Below are 16363 nucleotides of genomic sequence, written 5' to 3' on the forward strand. Positions count from 1 at the left end.
TTTGATTGAAAAAGGATTTTGATAGACTGTGAAGAATACTTATTAAAGGAATTATTGCGATTGCGTTAGGAGATGAATGAATGGCGCGAAAAGAGGTGCAGGCAGCGGTGCGTCCGGTGCTTATGCGCAGCTTACATTTGAAGAAAAATGCCTTTCGGCAGTTTTTTTACGAGAGCTCGCTTCAATTCGGGAAGCAGATCGGAAGGGATATTGCGGAGCTCAAGGATGAGACGGCATCCATTGTCAATAAAAAGTATATGTTCTCGCTGGCGACGGAGAAAAGCGGAGCACAGAGCTTTCTGAAGTGGATCGCGGATGAGTTCAATGCAGAGGATATCTCGCATGAGCAGGAGGGGCGTCTGCGGCGGCTCGTTGCGGAGTATCCGAAGATACGTTCTTATATCCGCATCGAGGAGGATCAGCTGATCTTCGACCATGACCGCTTTGCCGAGGATGTTGTGGCGGGACGGTTCAAGGAGACGATCTTCGGGCTGACCTTTGATATCCAGAGCGTGATCGAGACAGCGATCAATACAGGATCGGTTGCGCTTGATTTCTCCATCGAGCTATTTAAGAAAGAACTGCTCTATGTCGACCATGTACGCGCAAACATTCAGCCGTATGCGGAGCGTCTGCTGACGGACATGAGCCTCGGGCACTGGGATCTCTATGAGGAGATGACGGAGGAGGGGCGTGAGGACAGCGTCTGTCTGCGTCTGCCGCCGACGGATTTCCTCGTGGCGCGTCCGCCGCAGATGGATGTCATCATGAACGGCACCTGTGCGATCGACTTCGGTACGCGCAGTACGGTCGTTGTCTGCCGTGACCGCGAGGCGCGACTTCTGCGCATCGGCAAGGGGAACTACGAGAACGAGCCGACACTGCAGGACTACGAGAACCCGACGGCGATTGAGCTGATTGACATTGAGAAGTTCAAGCAGCTCTATCGTGCGCGTGAGGGACGGCCGCTGACGGAGTGGTCGCAGGTCACAGCATCGCATCAGGCGGCGGATGCGATTTTCGAGCGGCAGTCCACAGAGGGCATTGCCGTGTACTACTCCGTGTTCAGCGAGCTCAAACGCTGGACGCGCGACACGGCGAACTCCCCGATCCTGAAGGATCGGCGCGGCTACATCCAGGAGGTCAAGCCGTATGCGGAGACGCAGCCGCTCGATGCGGGCGGGTTCGACCCGATCGAGATCTATGCCTACTATCTCGGTCTTTACATCAACAATATGCACCGCAACATCTATCTGGACTACATCCTGTCCTTCCCCGTGGGTTACGAGAAGAGCGTACGGGAGCACATCCGTATGAGTTTTGAACGGGGGCTTCGAAAGACTCTGCCGAAGGCACTGCTCGACGATGCGGAGATGATGCGCCGCTTTCGCGTGTACGACGGAGCGAATGAGCCGGCAGCATATGCGATCAGTGCGCTCGAGGCGTACGGGCTTGAGCCGAAGCGCATCGGCGAGGAGGTCGCGTACGGCGTGTTCGATTTTGGCGGCGGCACGACGGACTTTGACTTTGGTGTGGAATACGTACCCGAGAACGGGCGGCGCAAGTTTGTCATTGAGCAGTTCGGCTTTGGCAGCGATATGTATCTCGGCGGCGAGAACATCCTCGAGCTCCTTGCCTACGAGGTGTTCAAGGACAACCTCGCGGAGATGCGCCAGCATAAGATCACGTTTGCTCTGCCGCCCGAGAGCGAGACCTTTGCGGGAGCCGAGGCTCTTGTGCGCGAGACGCGCGATGCTGCGTCTCATCTGAACAACAAGATTCTCGCTGAGCGCCTGCGTCCCTTCTGGGAGCGCGGTGCGGGCTATGAGGAGTTCGCGGCGGGGGACGGCTTCGATACGAAGATCACGCTCTTCTCGTCGGAAAAGACGGGGAAGGCGGGCAACCGCGCAGAGATCCGTTTGCACATTGATGTGAAAAAGCTCGAGCGTACGCTTGAGGATCGCATTCGGCGCGGTGTCGAGAACTTCTTTCAGGCGATGGCGACGGCATTCAAGGGGCGTGATGTGCGCCAGATCCACATCTTCCTTGCAGGCAACTCGTGCAAGGCACCGATGGTTCGCAAGCTCTTCGATGAGTACATTGCACGTCAGATCAATGCCCTGCATACGGTGAAGTCCGCTGCACCGGAGAAATCGGATGCTGCGGGCGGAAAGAAGGCGGATGCCGCTGCCGCGAAGGCACCCGCGCAGAGCAAGGATGCGCCGTTCCTCCTCTATCTGCCGCTCGGCATGGAGGACGGAGAAAAAGAGGCGAAAGTCCTGCACGATGGTTTCGACCGTTTGCGTACGGGCAAGACGGGCGTCGCGTTCGGACTCCTGCGCTGCCGCAAGGGAGGCAAGGATGTCAAGATCATCAACAAGAACGTGGATGAGCATGACGAACTTCTCTTCCCGTACTTCCTCGGCAGTCTGAACGAGCGCGGCTGCTTCAAGGTGGACATCGATGCGCGCGTCGACTACGGCGTGTGGACGTACTTCACCTACGCGGACGAAGATGAGTTCGAGCTTTACTACACCCAGGAGCCGCGTGCGCTGAAAGGTGCTATGAAGGCGGCTGAGGTACGCATGGTGCGCTGCATGATCGATGCGGATGACGTGAGCGATGACGATACCGTCGGTGTCTACATCCGCAAGAAGTCGCCGAACACGATCGAGTATACCGTCGCCTCGGAGAAGAGCCTTGGGGCAAAGACCTACAAGGGGACGATCTACACCGTGCGTTTGGGGTGAATCGTACATCGGAAAGGAGCGTTGTCATGCAACATCTGCCGTTTAAGAACTATATGGAGGATGCCGTCGCGCATATGCTGAACCGCCTTGCGCCGCAGTATCCCGAGATCTGTATGTGCGACCGCTGCCGTACGGATATGATGATGATTGCGCTGAACAACCTCCCGCCGCGCTATGTATCCACGCACAAAGCGAGCGTTCTCCAGCGTGCCGAGGGGATGGAGCTCCAATACGAGGTGGAGGTCTTGACCGAGGCCATGCGCGCCATGCAGATTGTCGGCGGTCAGCCGCATCACGGCCGCAACGAAGAGGGCATCTGAGGAATCGCTGATAAAATAGACCCTCAGATTGGCACAGATTTTTCTGTCCGATTGAGGCAGCAAACCGGACGCATAGCCAAAACTATGTGGAGGATTTGCGAGCGTTGAGCGGGCAAAAAAGATGCGTCAAGATGGCGCGGCTGAATTTATCAGTGCTTCCCTAATTCGTTCCGTGTTTGAAACACCCGCAGATAAAATTTGTCAAGCGGGTGTTTTTTTGGTAAAATAAAGCAGAAATCAAAGGCGATCTGCGCGTCGGCGTCTCTGAAGAGGCGCGGGCGCATTTCTTTTGTTGTCTGTGTACGATGGAGAGGAAGCTGTTATGTTCGCGAGGTTGAGACGTGATATCCGCGTTATCTTTGAGCGCGACCCTGCGGCGCGGAGTACGATTGAGGTGCTGCTCTGTTACGGCGGTCTGCATGCGATCTGGCTGCACCGCATCGCACACGCACTCTATGTGCGCGGCTGGGTGCTCATCCCGCGTCTGATCTCGAACTTCGGACGGTTCTTGACGGGCATCGAGATTCACCCCGGCGCAAAGATCGGCGAGGGACTCTTCATCGACCACGGCACAGGCATTGTCATCGGTGAGACGGCGGAGCTGGGGCGCAATGTCACGCTCTATCAGGGGGTGACGCTCGGTGGCACGGGCAAGGAGAAGGGCAAACGCCATCCGACACTCGGCAGCAATGTCGTCGTTGCCTCGGGAGCGAAGGTGCTTGGCTCATTCACGGTGGGCGACCATGCAAAGATCGGCGCGGGGTCTGTCGTGCTGAAACCTGTCCCTGCCCATGCGACCGTGGTCGGCATCCCGGGGCGGATTGTCATGATGCACGGACAGCGTGTCCGCACGGAGACGGATTTTCTGCGGGCGCGGGAGCTTTCGCTCGAATGTGAGGAGAGCGCAGAGGAGCTCGCACGCGAGCTGGACGTTGATCTCGATCACGATATGCTGCCCGATCCCGAGGCGGAGATGATCGAGCAGATGCGGCAGGAGATCGAGGCGCTGAAGGAGCGCCTTTCCGAATTGGAAAAGAAGCAGGGGATCGCTGATAAAATGAAGTCCGTCAGATTGGCGTAGATTTTTCGTCCGAACAAGGAGACAAACCGGACGCATAGCAAGGGCTATGTGGAGGATTTGTCGACAAAGTGCGGGCAAAAAAGATGCGTCAAGATGGCGTGGCTGAATTTATCAGTGTTTCCGCAGTAGGGGGAGTTCGTATGCTTACCGTTTACAATACAATGACGCGAAAAAAGGAAGAGTTCCATCCGCTGCGTGCGGGCGAGGTCAGCATTTACTGCTGCGGCGTGACACCGTACAATGACCCGCATATCGGCAATGCGCGTCCCTTCGTCACATGGGACGTCATTCGCCGCTATCTTGCACGCAAGGGCTTCGCGGTGCGTTACATCCAGAATTTCACGGATGTGGACGATAAGATTATAAATGCTGCGAATCGCGAGGGCATAACGTGGAAGGACATTTCCGACCGCTATATCGCCGCGTACTTCAAGGCGATGGACGCGCTGAACGTACGACGCGCCGACGTGTTTCCACGCGTCTCCGAGACGATGGCGGACATACAGCGCATGATCGAGCAGCTGATTGCACGCGGCTATGCGTATGCGACGGATGTAGGCGATGTCTACTACCGCGTGGAGGCGTTCGACCGCTACGGCTGCCTCAGTGGGCGCAGTCTCGACGATATGGAGGCGGGCGCGCGCGTCGAGGTCAACGCGGCGAAGGCGCATCCGATGGACTTTGCGCTCTGGAAGGCGGCGAAGCCTGGCGAACCCTCGTGGGAAAGTCCGTGGGGGCAGGGGCGTCCCGGCTGGCACATCGAGTGCTCGGCGATGTCCGTGAAGTATCTCGGCGATGCGTTTGACTTCCACGGCGGCGGCAACGACCTCATCTTTCCGCATCACGAAAATGAAATCGCACAGGCAGAGCCGTGCATCGATGGTGATGAGAAATTTGCGCGTTATTGGCTGCACAACGGATTCATCACGATCGACAATGAAAAGATGTCGAAGTCGAAGAACAATTTCTTTACGGTGAAGGACATCCTCCAGGAGTTCCCGGGAGAGGTCATCCGCTTCTTCATCCTCCAGACGCATTACCGCAGCCCGCTCGACTTCAGCGACGAGCGTCTGCACGAGGCGCAGACCGCGCTCGACCGTCTGCGCAAGGCAAATGAGGTTGTTGCAGAACTCTCAGAGCGTGCGGGAACAGCAGACACGGCGGCAGAGCTGGCTGCACAGGCGGAGACGTTCCTGCGGGACTTCGACGCAGCGATGGACGATGACTTTAACACGGCACTCGCCATCAGTCAGATGTTCGGGCTTGCAAAGGAGATCAACCGCTACCATCAGGAGGTGGAGCGCGGCACTGCATTTGATGCGGTGAACTTTGGACGGGCGGCGGATGCGTATCATGCGATGGCGGCGATCATCGGCATTTTTGAGCAGGAGGAAGCGGCAGCGGACGATGGGCTCACGGATGCACTGATGGAGCTCATCATCGGGATTCGGCAGGAGGCGCGTGCGGCGAAGAACTGGGCGGTCGCGGACAAGATTCGCGATGGGCTCAAGGAGGCGGGCGTCGTGCTCGAGGACACGCCGACAGGCGTGCGCTGGAAAAGGGCGTAACGGCTCATGAAGTTTGAACGCTTCCAACAGCTTGTACGCATGATGTTCCTGCCGGATGAGGCGGGCAATATCCGCACACGCTATGAGGACGTAGATGCAGCGAATATACATCCGCTTGTTCTCGCATACATAGGCGATGCCTACTTTCACCTCTATGTGCGTATGCGGCTCCTCTCCTACGAGCAGACGCAGGTACAGGCACTTCATTCGTTCAGTGCACAGATCGTCTCTGCACTCTGGCAGGCGCGTGCCTATCGCGGCATTTCGGATCTGCTCACGGAGGAGGAGCAGATGATCTACCGTCGCGCACGCAACACGAAGAGCCATGCGCCGCGCAGTGCATCCGTCGCGGACTACCACACGAGTACGGGCTTTGAGGCATTGCTCGGAAGCCTCTATATTCGTGAGGAGCACGAGCGTCTTGAGGAACTCACAGAGGCAGCATTTCAGATCATTGCAAAAGAAATGATGAATCAGCAGGAGCAAAAACATGGAAATTAAACTGATCTCAAAGACACCGAACTATCTGAAGACCTGCTGGACGGCGGCGCGGACGTGCTACAGCGCGGACTCTCCGATCAAACTGCTCACCGAGGAAAAGACGGAGGAAGAGATGCTGCGCCTCTTGGAGCGCATCATGACGAGCAAGCATCTCTCGGTGGTGGAGCACTGCTCCATGACCTTTGCCGTCAAGGATGTCTCGCGCACGCTGCTCGCACAGTACAGCCGTCACCGCATCGGTGTCTCGCTGAGTGTGCAGAGTCAGCGTTACGTCTCCGAGCAGTCCGGCAGGCAGGCGGACGGACTTTTTGGTCATGTCGTTCCGCAGACGGTTGCGGAGAACGATGTTGCATATGCACGATACATGGCTTGTATGCGCGAAGTTCAGTCGGCGTATGATGAATTGCTTGTGCTTGGTGTAACAAAGCAGGATGCGCGATTCGTCCTGCCGGGTGGTGCGTGCACGAACTTCGTCACGACGCTCAACCTGCGCTCCTTTATGGATGTGTATGAGAAGCGTGTTCTAACTCCCGGTGCACAGTGGGAGATCAAGGAGATGATGCTCCGTATGCGCGACCTCCTTGTCGCGGAGGAGCCGTGGCTGGAACGATTTGTTCCGCGTGTTTGATGTCGAACAGCGGAACGGCGAGAGGGGAACGCAATGAGAGCAAAGGCAGAGCGCACGGACAGGCGGACAGAAAAACGCGGTGAAAAACACGCCGAGAAGCACGGCGAGAAAATTGCAGAGACGCGCACGGCGGAGCAGCCCACGCATATTCTTGCCGGCCGTCATGCGATTGTCGAGGCAATCAAGGCGGGGCGCGGTATCAACCGCATTCTGCTCGCGGACGGTCTGCATGGCGGAGCCGTGCATGAGCTGCGCGATCTTGCGCGTGAGCATGGCATTACCGTAGATACCGTGGGTCGGGCAAAGCTGGATGCCGTCGTGCCCGAGGGGGTGCGCCATCAGGGCGCAATCGCCTATGTCGCGCCCGTCGCCTATGTCGCCGTCGAGGAGATTATTGCAGCGGCGCGGGAGCGTGGTGAGGAGCCGCTGCTGCTCCTCTTGGACGGCATCGAGGATCCGCAGAATCTCGGTGCACTGCTCCGCACGGCGGACGCAGCGGGGGTGCACGGCATCCTCCTGCCGCGCCGTCACAGTGTTCCCCTGACGGAGACGGTGGCGCGTGTCTCGGCGGGTGCACTCGAGTACGTCCCCGTTGCCCGTATCGGCAACGTCGCGCAGACCATGCGTGCGCTCAAGGAGCAGGGCTTTTGGATTGCGGGGGCGGACATGGCGGGGGAGGAGACCTATGACCGTGCAAACCTCACGGGTGCGCTCGTGCTTGTCATTGGCAGCGAGGGGCGCGGCATGAGCCGTCTCACGCGTGACCTCTGCGACTTTACCGTGCGTCTGCCGATGCACGGCAAGATCAACTCACTCAACGCCTCGGTCGCGGGTGCGATCCTCATGTATGAGGCACTACGTCAGCGCACGGCGAAGGCTGCGGTGCGGCATGGCTAGACAGCGGGAGTGCGAGTACTATCTCGTCGACGGCTACAACGTCATCAACGCATGGCCGGAACTCATGCGTCTGCGTGGCAATCTCGACGAGGCGCGTGATGTCCTCGTGCATATCCTCACGGAGTACGGCGCGTTCGAGAACTACGAGATGACCGTCGTATTCGATGCCTTCTTCACCGAGGATGAGGAGCATGAGCAGCAAATCACCGATCGCATGAAGGTCATATACACAGGAGCGGGTGAGACGGCGGACAGCTGCATCGAGCGTCTTGCGTATACGGCGGTGCGTGCGGGGCGCGAGGTGCATGTCGTCACCTCCGACGGCGCGGAGCAGAGCGTCATCCTCGGTGCGGGGGCATATCGCATCACTTCTCCCGAGCTGCGCCGCTCTGTGAAGAAGGCAAAGAAGCAGATGAAGGCGGAGTACATGAACCCTCACATTCAGCCGCTTGCTCGCAGCGAACTGCACGAGCGCATCGACCGCGACACACTTGCGCGGCTTGAGGAACTGCGGCGTGGGAAATAGAAAAATGAAAACGAAAAACCTCTTTGAGCCAAGAACGGTTCAAAGAGGTTTTTCGTATGCGTCATTACCACCGCTTCGTTTTACGCCAGAAGGAGGGGCGCAGGAGAATGAGCAGGGTGAAGATCTCAAGCCGACCGAGCAGCATGGAGAAACAGAGAACTGCCTTTACGAAGTCCGAGAGCGGTGCATAGGTGGAGGTCGCGCTCACAATGCCGAATGCGGGGCCGATGTTGCCGAGCGTTGTGATGGCGACGGCGACCGCATCGAACGGGAGCAGTCCACCCATTGTTAGGAGGAACGCTGTCACGAAAATAATTGCGAAGTAGAGGAAGAAGAACGTCCCCACACGCAGGAGCATTGCACCGTCCACATGCGCACCGCCGAGTGAGATGTCGACAACGCGGTGCGGGTTCAGCTTTTGCAGGATGACGGCGCGTGCATTGCGTACGAGCAGAATGATACGCGCGACCTTGATGCCGCTTGCGGTCGAACCTGCACAGCCGCCGATCGTCATGAGCAGCATCAGGAGCAGCTTTGAGAACGTCGGCCACGTCTCGAAGTCCGCCGAGACAAAGCCTGTCGTCGAGAGAGAGGTCACCTGAAAGATGGCAAAGCGCACCGCTGCCGTGAAATCCATCCCCATCTCGATGATGAGCTTCAGCGCGATGAGAAGCATGGCAGTGAGGATCATACCGAGATAGGCACGAAACTCTGTATTGCGGAGAATGACAAACGGACCCTTGACCCACGCGCGGTAGTAGAGTGAGAAACTTCCGCCTGCGAGGAACATGAACAGTGCCGTCCATAGCTCAAACGCAAGACTATGAAAGTGCATCGTGCTGTCATCGTATGTCGAAAAACCGCATGTTCCAATCGTCGACATCGCATGCGTAATGGCGATGCTGAAGTCCACACCGCAAAGCATGAAGATGAGGGTTGTCATTGCTGTAAATACAAGGTAAATCTTGAAGAGTGCCATCGTCATATCGCGCAGCCGGGGCATGACGCGATCCATTGTCGGCCCCGCGCCTTCGGCGTTATACATATAGATTGTACTTGCACCCGACTGCGGCAGGAGTGCGATGAAGATGACGATAATCCCGAGGCCGCCGATCCACGCTGTCATCATCCGCCAGAACAGAATGCTGTAGGGGAGCTGTCCGAGCGATGAGAAGACCGTCGCTCCCGTTCCGGTAAAGCCCGAGATGCTTTCAAAAAGAGCGTCGAGGAAGCCGAGATAATTGCCGAGCAGATAGGGGAGCATCCCGAGAAATGTCCCCGTGAACCACCCGAATGCTGTGATGGCAATACCCTCACGTGCTGTCAGCTCCTCGGCCGGCTTTCCGTAGCGGCGAAAGCCGACACCGAGAAATGCACTGACGAGCACGGACAATGTGAACGCCTCGCGGCTCGGCTCATCGCCTGCGACCGCAAGCACGAGCGGGATTACAAGTACCGCCGCCATCGCAAACGAGAGGCGCGAGAGAATGTAGTTGACGGTGTAGATATTCATAGCGTCCTACCACCTGTGCCCCGTGTCCTCAAAGAGAGAGCCGACGAAGAGAAAGAAAGCAAAGAGCTCAATGCGTCCGAGGATCATCAACAGCGCACAGAGGAACTTTGTCCACATGGGGAGAGCCGCGACCGTATCCAGCTCCGTGAGCGATGCTACGCCGCCCGTCGTCGTGAGACACGAGACCGTTAGTGCAATCGTCTCGATGGGACTCAGACCTGCGAGGGCGATGAGCAGACTGCTGATGGAAAAGACGGCGGCGGAGATGAATGCAAGGACGAGAATGCGTCCCGCAGAGTGCAGGGGAACGATCCCGTCGCCCTGCCGCACGGCAAATACCATGCGCGGATGCAGCGTCCGCAGCAGCTCCGTCCACGCGAGAGAGACGAGGACGAGTACGCGCGAGATGCGAAAGCCGCCTGCTGTCGAGCCCATACAGCCACCGATGACAGCGAGCAGGATGAGCAGCAGCTCTGCGCCGTTATGGAACGGGATTTCCTCCTGTAACATGAGCCCGTTTGTCGAGAGAAAGGAGATTGCATAGAAAAAACCGTAGCTGAGCGCGTCCGCAGCGGTCTGTGCGCCGTGCAGGATGGGTAGAATGGACAGCAATGCACCCGCACAGAGAAAAAGTACAAAAAAAGAACGCAGCTCCATATGACGTGCGAGTCCTGTCCCTGACCTGCGGTGCAGCATCTGCCAGAGTGTGAGCAGCGGCAGTGCCGAGAGCAGGGCGACGAGCCCCGCACCGAGCATGAGCGGTGGGGTTGGGGAGAGACCTCCCGTCACAGGACCCGCCCCCGAGGAGATTGTAAAGAGCGCCAGAATGAGCGCAGGAAAGATTTCATCCCCCGCTGCGAGGTAGATGATGACGGCAAGGCATGTAATCGCAATGTAGATCAGAGTCATCTCGCGCATGGGGCGCGTCATGCGATTCCAGAGCGGGCTGAATAACCGTTCCTGCCGCACCGTGAAATCGACGCCGAAACAGCCGCTGACGACGGGCAGTACCGTCACGAGAATCACGATAAAGAGCAGTCCGCCGAACCAGCTCATCAGTCCCCGCCAGAGCAGGAGGGTGGGAGGGAGCGATTCGCCGAGTGCCGTCATCCCCGTCGTTGTGAGTGCGGAGATGCACTCAAAGAATGTGTCCGCAGGCGAGAGCTGAAGTTCTGCCATATGAAACGGCAGCATACCGAGCACGGCGAGAAAAAACCAGACACTGAGGAGGAAACGCGTACCCTCCTCGACGGACAGCTGGCGCATATGGCTGCGCCCCATATTGCCGAACACCATGCCGAGGATCGCAGTCAGCACGCCGAGCGCGAGGAACGAGCCCGCGAGCGGATCGCCGAGTGCAAAGCCGTATGCGAATGGGATGAGGTAGAGTGGCGCAAAGACATATGCCGTGCGCCCCATGAGTACCCAGAACAGATCAAAACGCATCAGTCGTCTCCAAAATAGGCGAGAGCCTTCTTCGCGAAGCTCTTGAGTACAAAGAGAATGACGCGGTCGCCCGGCAGCAGCTCCGTCATACCGTTCGGGATTGCCGCCTCCTCGTCCCGAACATAGGCGCAGACAAGACATTCACGCGGGAGATTCGCATTCATCAGTTTTTTTCCGACCACAGGCGCGCCCGTGCCGACAATGACCTCAAGTGCCTCCGCACGCGCGCCCTCGAGGAGTGTCACGCGCGTCACGTCGCCGCCGCGCGCATAGGCAAGCACCTCGCTTGCCGAGAGCAAACGTGCCGAGAGTGCGATGTTGACGCCGACCTTCTCCATGAGGTCGATGTACTCGTTGCGATCGACACGTACGACCGTCTTGATTCTGTTGTTTGAAAGATGGCGTGCAAGGAGTGCGAGCATCAGGTTCAGCTTGTCGTCCTCCGTGAGGCAGACGATGACATCCGCCTCGGCGACGCCCTCCTCCGTCAGGAGGTCGATGTCCGTGCCGTCGCCGCAGATTGCAAGGCCTGCCGTCAGCTTCTCTGCGAGCAGTTCGCAGCGTTCGCGGCTGCGGTCGATCACCTTTACCTGCACGCCCTGCCGCTCGAGCATCAGAGCGAGTGCGCGTCCTGTCCGTCCTGCGCCGATGATGGCGGCACGCGTCAGCTTGTGCGTGTCGCTCGGTACGAGGCTGTGACTGAACTCCTCAATGCGCTCGGGCAGTCCGATAAAGTAGGCATTGTCCCCCGGGAGAAACATATCGTCGCCGTGTGGAATAATCATGCGGTGGTCGCGGAAGATGAGACCCGCGAGCACCCCCTGCGGGAGACGCAGCTCCTTGAGCGGCTTGCGTGCGATGGCAGAGCGGCGGCGGATGCGCGTCTCGAAAAGACGCACCTTGCCCTGTGCGAAATCCTCCACGTTGAGTGCGGCAGGGGTCATGAGAATGCGATTGATTTCGTTTGCTGTGATGAGTTCGGGATTCAGCACGAGGTCGATATCGAAGTTCTCCTTGAGATAGCGTCCTGCCTCCACCGTGAAATTCATGTCGCGAATGCGCGCAATCGTATGCTTGACGCCGTGCTTCTTCGCGAGCACACAGGCGACAATATTCACCTCGTCGCTTTCCGTCACCGCAATGAGGATGTCCGCGCTCTTGATGTCGGGGTCATTCATCGTGAGCGGGCTAGTGATGTTCGCCTCGATCGTCAATACGTCCAGCGTAGTCTTTGCTGCCTCAAGCTGGCTCTCCTCGCCGTCTACCACAACGACATCCATGCCCTCCTCCGAGAGCAGTGCCGCGATGCTGTAGCCCAGCCGTCCAGCCCCCGCAATTACGATCCGCACAATGAGTCCCTCCTGCGTTTACCGAATAGAATATAAAGAAGTATACCATAAAATAAGGGATTGGAATAGAAACGGATGAGATGTTATGCCTATTTTTTGTCGGAACAGGGATTTTGTGTTAAACTGTTCCAATGAATATATTTTCTGTGATGGGGGCGATTGCTTGCTGTGCTTTTCGGGGGTGTCCGTGGACTACGGAACGGGGGAGGATACCGTTCACGCGCTTGCAGATACGTCACTATGCCTGAAGCGTGGGACGGTGCTCGCGCTCATCGGTGCATCGGGCTGCGGGAAATCGACGCTGCTGCGCGTCGGGGCGGGGCTGATCCGTCCAACGGCGGGCACGGTGACGAGTGAGGGCGCGCCCATCGATCCGCGTACACTGCGCATCGGTTTTCTGCCGCAGAACTACGGTCTGCTCGCGTGGAAGACCGTCCGCGAAAACATTCTGCTCGGCGTGCAGATCAAGGGGGAATGGAATGCGCAGCAGATGAACACATTCGATGAGATTGTCGCCGATCTCGGGTTGACTGAACTCCTCGCACGCTATCCGCGTGAACTCTCGGGCGGACAGCAGCAGCGCGTAGGGCTTGCGCGCGTCTTTCTGCTTGCGCCCGATCTCCTGCTGATGGATGAGCCCTTCTCCGCGCTGGATACGATTACGCGTGAGTCGATGCAGGAGGTCTTTCTCTCACTCTGGAAGAAGTATGCCGTCACTACCATGCTCGTGACGCACTATGTGGAGGAGGCACTGACCCTTGCAGGGCGGATTGCCGTCATGACGGGAGCTCCGGGGCGCGTTGCAGAGATCATCGATAACCCCTTTGCGGGCGACCTTGCGCATCGCTCTTCGCCGGAGTTCTTTGCGATGGGGCAGGAACTGCGTGCAAAGATTGCGGGGGGCGGTGTGTGATGGGTAAGATCTCGCTGCGGATGTTCGCGTTCGGCATCTGTCTCTGCCTCGCACTCTGGGCGGGGATGGCATACTTCCTCCAGAGGCCTGTGATTCCTTCGCCTGTGCAGGTCCTCCTGCGTCTCGTGCAGAAATTTCCTGACACGATTGCCGTTCATGCGGGCTACAGTCTTATGCGCATTGTGTTAGGCCTGTTTGCTGCCGTTGCCGTGGGCTATCCGATTGGTGTGCTGATGGGATACTTCCCGCGCGTGAACCGTCTGCTTGCCCCCATCCTCTATCTGACCTATCCCGTGCCGAAGATCGCCCTGCTACCCGTGGTCATGCTGCTCTTTGGTGTGGGGGAGCGGAGCAAGCTGCTGCTCGTGTTCCTCATCATCGTCTTTCAGGTTGTCGTCGCCGTGCGCGATGCCGTGGCGGCAATTCCGGCACAGACCTATGCGCCGCTGCACGTTCTCGGCGCATCGTTCGCGCAGATCGTGCGGCACATCATCGTGCCCGCCTCACTGCCGAAGTTTATCACAGCGGTCCGCGTGGCGATGGCGACGGCGATCTCCGTTCTCTTTTTCACGGAGACCTTCGGCACGCAGTACGGTATCGGATACTACATCATGGACGCATGGCTGCGCGTAAACTACCTTGATATGTACGCGGGCATCGTCGTTCTCAGCGCGATGGGGCTGCTGCTCTTTATCCTGCTCGACTGGACAGAGCGGCGGCTCTGCGCATGGAATCGAACATAAGGGAAGCACTGATAATTTTATCAGCGTTTCCTTTATGTGTATATGGAATCACCGTCAATGCGTATGAAATTAAGGAAATGAATACTTCTTCTCAATATCTTTACAACGACCTCCGAAAAATGGTAAGATGAGCGCGTGAGTTTATGCCGCATGGCTTTCTTTTGGAAAAGGGTGGTACGCAAAGATGAACGAGCTCCTCTATAAGATTCCCGCCAACACGCCGCGCGAAGAGGTCATCCGCCAGCTCAAGGCGCATCCCGAGGTGCGCTTTGTCTCGCTTGTCGGCATCGACATGGCGGGCAACGATACGGACGAGAAGATTCCCGTGCGGATTTTCATTGAGGACATTGAAAAATTCTACAACGGAACTGCCGTACAGACGGACGGCTCCTCCGTTGTTCTGCCGAAGATTGCGACGATCAACAACGCAAAGGTGGATCTGCCGATTGATCCCGCAGTCAACTGGTTTGTGGACTATGACCCCGAGAGTTCTGACGAGGAGACGGGGCTGCCCATCGGGACGCTGCGGATTCCCTCATTTATCATTCACGAGGAAAAGCGTGTCGATTCGCGTGCGGTGCTCGTGGATACGCTCGCCTATGTGAAGGCGGAACTCCTCGACTTCTTCCATCGGAACCCCGAGATCTCTGCTGCGCCCTCTCTGAACGGTGCGGATATCGTGGACATCGCCTTCACGTCGGCGACGGAGCTCGAGTTCTGGGTCAAAACGCCGCTCGATGACAACGCATCCATCGAGGAGATGTCTGCCTCGCAGGTGATGAATGAGCAGTACTGGGAGCGCACGCACGGTGCTGTGCGTACGGCGCTTGAGGACTGCATTATCCAGCTCGACAAATACGGCTTCCACATGGAGATGGGGCACAAGGAGGTCGGGGGACTCAAGGCGCAGATCAACGAGAGCGGGCGCATGACGCATGTCTGCGAGCAGATCGAGATCGACTGGCAGTATGATAGTGCCGTGCAGGCGGCGGATAACGAACTCTTCGTCCGTACCTTTGTCCGCGAGATCTTCCGACTCTACGGACTCGAGGTCAACTTTAAGGCGAAGCCACTCATCGGGCTTGCGGGCAACGGTGAGCACACGCATCTGAGTCTCGCGGCAATCACGAAGGACGGCAAGCGTCACAGCCTCTTCGCTGCGGACGATCAGAATGCACACTATATGAATGCGGTCGGCTATGGCGCACTCATGGGGCTGCTCAAAAACTATGAGGCGATCAATCCGTTTGTCTCCGCGACAAACGACGCATTCAACCGTCTGAAGCCGGGCTTTGAGGCACCGGTCTGCGTCGTCACCTCGTTCGGGGCATCGCCTGCAATCCCGTCGCGCAACCGTACGGTGCTTGTCAGCCTCATCCGCGACCTCAAAAATCCGCTTGCCACACGCTTTGAGCTGCGTGCGACCAATCCCTACTCGAACACCTACCTCGTTATCGCCGCTTCGTACCTCGCGATTCTCGACGGTATCAAGTATTCGGCGGGACGCACGGCGGATGAGCTGCTCGCGGAGCTCTCGAAGCAGCCCGGGGAATCGGCAGGCTATCTTGAGAAAGACCGCGCCTATCGGAGCGAGGAGGACGTATTCGAGCACTACACGGCGGACGAGCGCGACGCGCGCTTCGGCAAGCCGCCCGCGACGGTTTGGGAGAATATGCTCGGCTTTGATCTCTATCCCGAGAAGGTGGCGGTGCTCACACAGGCGAATACACTTCGCCCGCAGATCATCGACTCGTTCCGCACGGGAGCACTTCTGCGCTGGAAGATTGAGCTCATCAGCCGCATCATCCCCGAGAACCGCACGATTGTGCGCCGCATGACGGAGATCAAGAGTGATTTCCTGACGGATCAGGATGCCTATATGTGGAACAAGATCCACGATCTGCGCATCTATCTCGCGAAGGACACGATTGATGACAAGGCTCTCTTTACGCTGCTCATCAAGGCACTCAATGAGGGCGACTATCCGACTGCATCTGCGCTGCAGCTTGAGATGTATGCGAAGATGGAGGAGCTCAAGGAGCTCTACGACGCGTATAAAAAGAATATGATCTGAGGAAGCACTGATAAATTCAGCACCATCATCTTGACGCATCTTTTTTGCCCGCAC

The 16363-nt window shown here is 57.8% G+C and carries 15 protein-coding genes; 12 read left to right on the plus strand and 3 right to left on the minus strand.

The window, feature by feature from the left end; genetic code table 11:
• Positions 1–80: 80 nt before the first annotated feature.
• The 9 genes from ACO6BQ_RS05660 (at position 81) to ACO6BQ_RS05700 (ending at position 8271) form a co-directional block, all read left to right on the plus strand.
• Positions 81–2750 carry a hypothetical protein gene (locus ACO6BQ_RS05660; RefSeq protein WP_489119941.1) on the plus strand — a complete coding sequence of 890 codons (2670 nt, stop codon included), beginning with the start codon at positions 81–83 and terminating at the stop codon, positions 2748–2750.
• 26 nt (positions 2751–2776) lie between these two features.
• Positions 2777–3070, plus strand: coding sequence for a late competence development ComFB family protein (locus tag ACO6BQ_RS05665; protein ID WP_489119942.1), 294 nt, complete (start codon positions 2777–2779; stop codon positions 3068–3070).
• Between the two features lie 322 nt (positions 3071–3392).
• The gene (cysE, locus tag ACO6BQ_RS05670; protein WP_489119943.1) at positions 3393–4151 is read left to right on the plus strand and encodes a serine O-acetyltransferase; all 759 of its coding nucleotides are present in this window, start codon (positions 3393–3395) and stop codon (positions 4149–4151) included.
• Positions 4152–4280, plus strand: coding sequence for a secretion protein HlyD (locus ACO6BQ_RS05675; protein WP_489119955.1), 129 nt, complete (start codon positions 4152–4154; stop codon positions 4278–4280).
• Positions 4281–4291: 11 nt separating this feature from the next.
• Positions 4292–5719, plus strand: a complete 1428-nt coding sequence (gene cysS, locus ACO6BQ_RS05680; protein WP_489119944.1) for a cysteine--tRNA ligase — start codon at positions 4292–4294, stop codon at positions 5717–5719.
• 6 nt (positions 5720–5725) lie between these two features.
• Positions 5726–6220 (plus strand): Mini-ribonuclease 3, encoded by a 495-nt coding sequence (locus ACO6BQ_RS05685; protein ID WP_489119945.1) that lies wholly within the window; start codon positions 5726–5728, stop codon positions 6218–6220.
• Positions 6210–6848, plus strand: a complete 639-nt coding sequence (gene thyX, locus ACO6BQ_RS05690) for an FAD-dependent thymidylate synthase (protein ID WP_489119946.1) — start codon at positions 6210–6212, stop codon at positions 6846–6848. The genes ACO6BQ_RS05685 and thyX overlap by 11 nt, the downstream gene beginning before the upstream one ends.
• A gap of 33 nt (positions 6849–6881) precedes the next feature.
• Entirely contained in the window at positions 6882–7745 is an 864-nt protein-coding gene (rlmB, locus tag ACO6BQ_RS05695) for a 23S rRNA (guanosine(2251)-2'-O)-methyltransferase RlmB (RefSeq protein ID WP_489119947.1), read from the plus strand.
• Positions 7738–8271 (plus strand): NYN domain-containing protein, encoded by a 534-nt coding sequence (locus ACO6BQ_RS05700; RefSeq protein ID WP_489119948.1) that lies wholly within the window; start codon positions 7738–7740, stop codon positions 8269–8271. The genes rlmB and ACO6BQ_RS05700 overlap by 8 nt, the downstream gene beginning before the upstream one ends.
• Positions 8272–8335: 64 nt before the next feature.
• On the opposite strand, the gene ACO6BQ_RS05705 is transcribed toward ACO6BQ_RS05700, so the two are convergent.
• Genes ACO6BQ_RS05705 through trkA form a run of 3 tightly spaced genes read right to left on the minus strand, consistent with a single transcriptional unit; the run spans position 8336 to position 12579 of the window.
• Positions 8336–9784 (minus strand): TrkH family potassium uptake protein, encoded by a 1449-nt coding sequence (locus ACO6BQ_RS05705; RefSeq protein ID WP_489119949.1) that lies wholly within the window; start codon positions 9782–9784, stop codon positions 8336–8338.
• A 6-nt stretch (positions 9785–9790) separates the two neighbouring features.
• Positions 9791–11230, minus strand: a complete 1440-nt coding sequence (locus ACO6BQ_RS05710; protein ID WP_489119950.1) for a TrkH family potassium uptake protein — start codon at positions 11228–11230, stop codon at positions 9791–9793.
• Positions 11230–12579: a Trk system potassium transporter TrkA gene (gene trkA, locus ACO6BQ_RS05715; protein ID WP_489119951.1), complete on the minus strand. Its 1350-nt coding sequence runs from the start codon at positions 12577–12579 to the stop codon at positions 11230–11232. Before trkA ends, ACO6BQ_RS05710 begins: the two co-directional genes overlap by 1 nt.
• 163 nt (positions 12580–12742) lie before the next feature.
• Between trkA and ACO6BQ_RS05720 the strand changes: the two genes are divergently transcribed.
• From ACO6BQ_RS05720 to ACO6BQ_RS05730, 3 genes are all read left to right on the plus strand, one after another.
• On the plus strand, positions 12743–13492 hold the full coding sequence (locus ACO6BQ_RS05720) for an ABC transporter ATP-binding protein (RefSeq protein ID WP_489119952.1): 750 nt from the start codon (positions 12743–12745) through the stop codon (positions 13490–13492).
• Entirely contained in the window at positions 13492–14235 is a 744-nt protein-coding gene (locus ACO6BQ_RS05725) for an ABC transporter permease (protein WP_489119953.1), read from the plus strand. The genes ACO6BQ_RS05720 and ACO6BQ_RS05725 overlap by 1 nt, the downstream gene beginning before the upstream one ends.
• A gap of 184 nt (positions 14236–14419) precedes the next feature.
• Positions 14420–16309 (plus strand): type I glutamate--ammonia ligase, encoded by a 1890-nt coding sequence (locus tag ACO6BQ_RS05730; RefSeq protein ID WP_489119954.1) that lies wholly within the window; start codon positions 14420–14422, stop codon positions 16307–16309.
• The last annotated feature ends 54 nt before the right edge of the window (positions 16310–16363 follow it).

The sequence above is a fragment of the Centipeda sp. (in: firmicutes) genome (genome assembly GCF_057271695.1).

What these genes read in the sequence shown, in the direction of transcription:
- ACO6BQ_RS05660 (WP_489119941.1), top strand. Translation starts at nt 81, where the DNA reads ATGGCGCGAAAAGAGGTGCAGGCAGCGGTGCGTCCGGTGCTTATGCGC.
- ACO6BQ_RS05665 (WP_489119942.1), top strand. Translation starts at nt 2,777, where the DNA reads ATGCAACATCTGCCGTTTAAGAACTATATGGAGGATGCCGTCGCGCAT.
- cysE (WP_489119943.1), top strand. Translation starts at nt 3,393, where the DNA reads ATGTTCGCGAGGTTGAGACGTGATATCCGCGTTATCTTTGAGCGCGAC.
- cysS (WP_489119944.1), top strand. Translation starts at nt 4,292, where the DNA reads ATGCTTACCGTTTACAATACAATGACGCGAAAAAAGGAAGAGTTCCAT.
- ACO6BQ_RS05685 (WP_489119945.1), top strand. Translation starts at nt 5,726, where the DNA reads ATGAAGTTTGAACGCTTCCAACAGCTTGTACGCATGATGTTCCTGCCG.
- thyX (WP_489119946.1), top strand. Translation starts at nt 6,210, where the DNA reads ATGGAAATTAAACTGATCTCAAAGACACCGAACTATCTGAAGACCTGC.
- rlmB (WP_489119947.1), top strand. Translation starts at nt 6,882, where the DNA reads ATGAGAGCAAAGGCAGAGCGCACGGACAGGCGGACAGAAAAACGCGGT.
- ACO6BQ_RS05700 (WP_489119948.1), top strand. Translation starts at nt 7,738, where the DNA reads ATGGCTAGACAGCGGGAGTGCGAGTACTATCTCGTCGACGGCTACAAC.
- ACO6BQ_RS05705 (WP_489119949.1), bottom strand. Translation starts at nt 9,784, where the DNA reads ATGAATATCTACACCGTCAACTACATTCTCTCGCGCCTCTCGTTTGCG.
- ACO6BQ_RS05710 (WP_489119950.1), bottom strand. Translation starts at nt 11,230, where the DNA reads ATGCGTTTTGATCTGTTCTGGGTACTCATGGGGCGCACGGCATATGTC.
- ACO6BQ_RS05725 (WP_489119953.1), top strand. Translation starts at nt 13,492, where the DNA reads ATGGGTAAGATCTCGCTGCGGATGTTCGCGTTCGGCATCTGTCTCTGC.
- ACO6BQ_RS05730 (WP_489119954.1), top strand. Translation starts at nt 14,420, where the DNA reads ATGAACGAGCTCCTCTATAAGATTCCCGCCAACACGCCGCGCGAAGAG.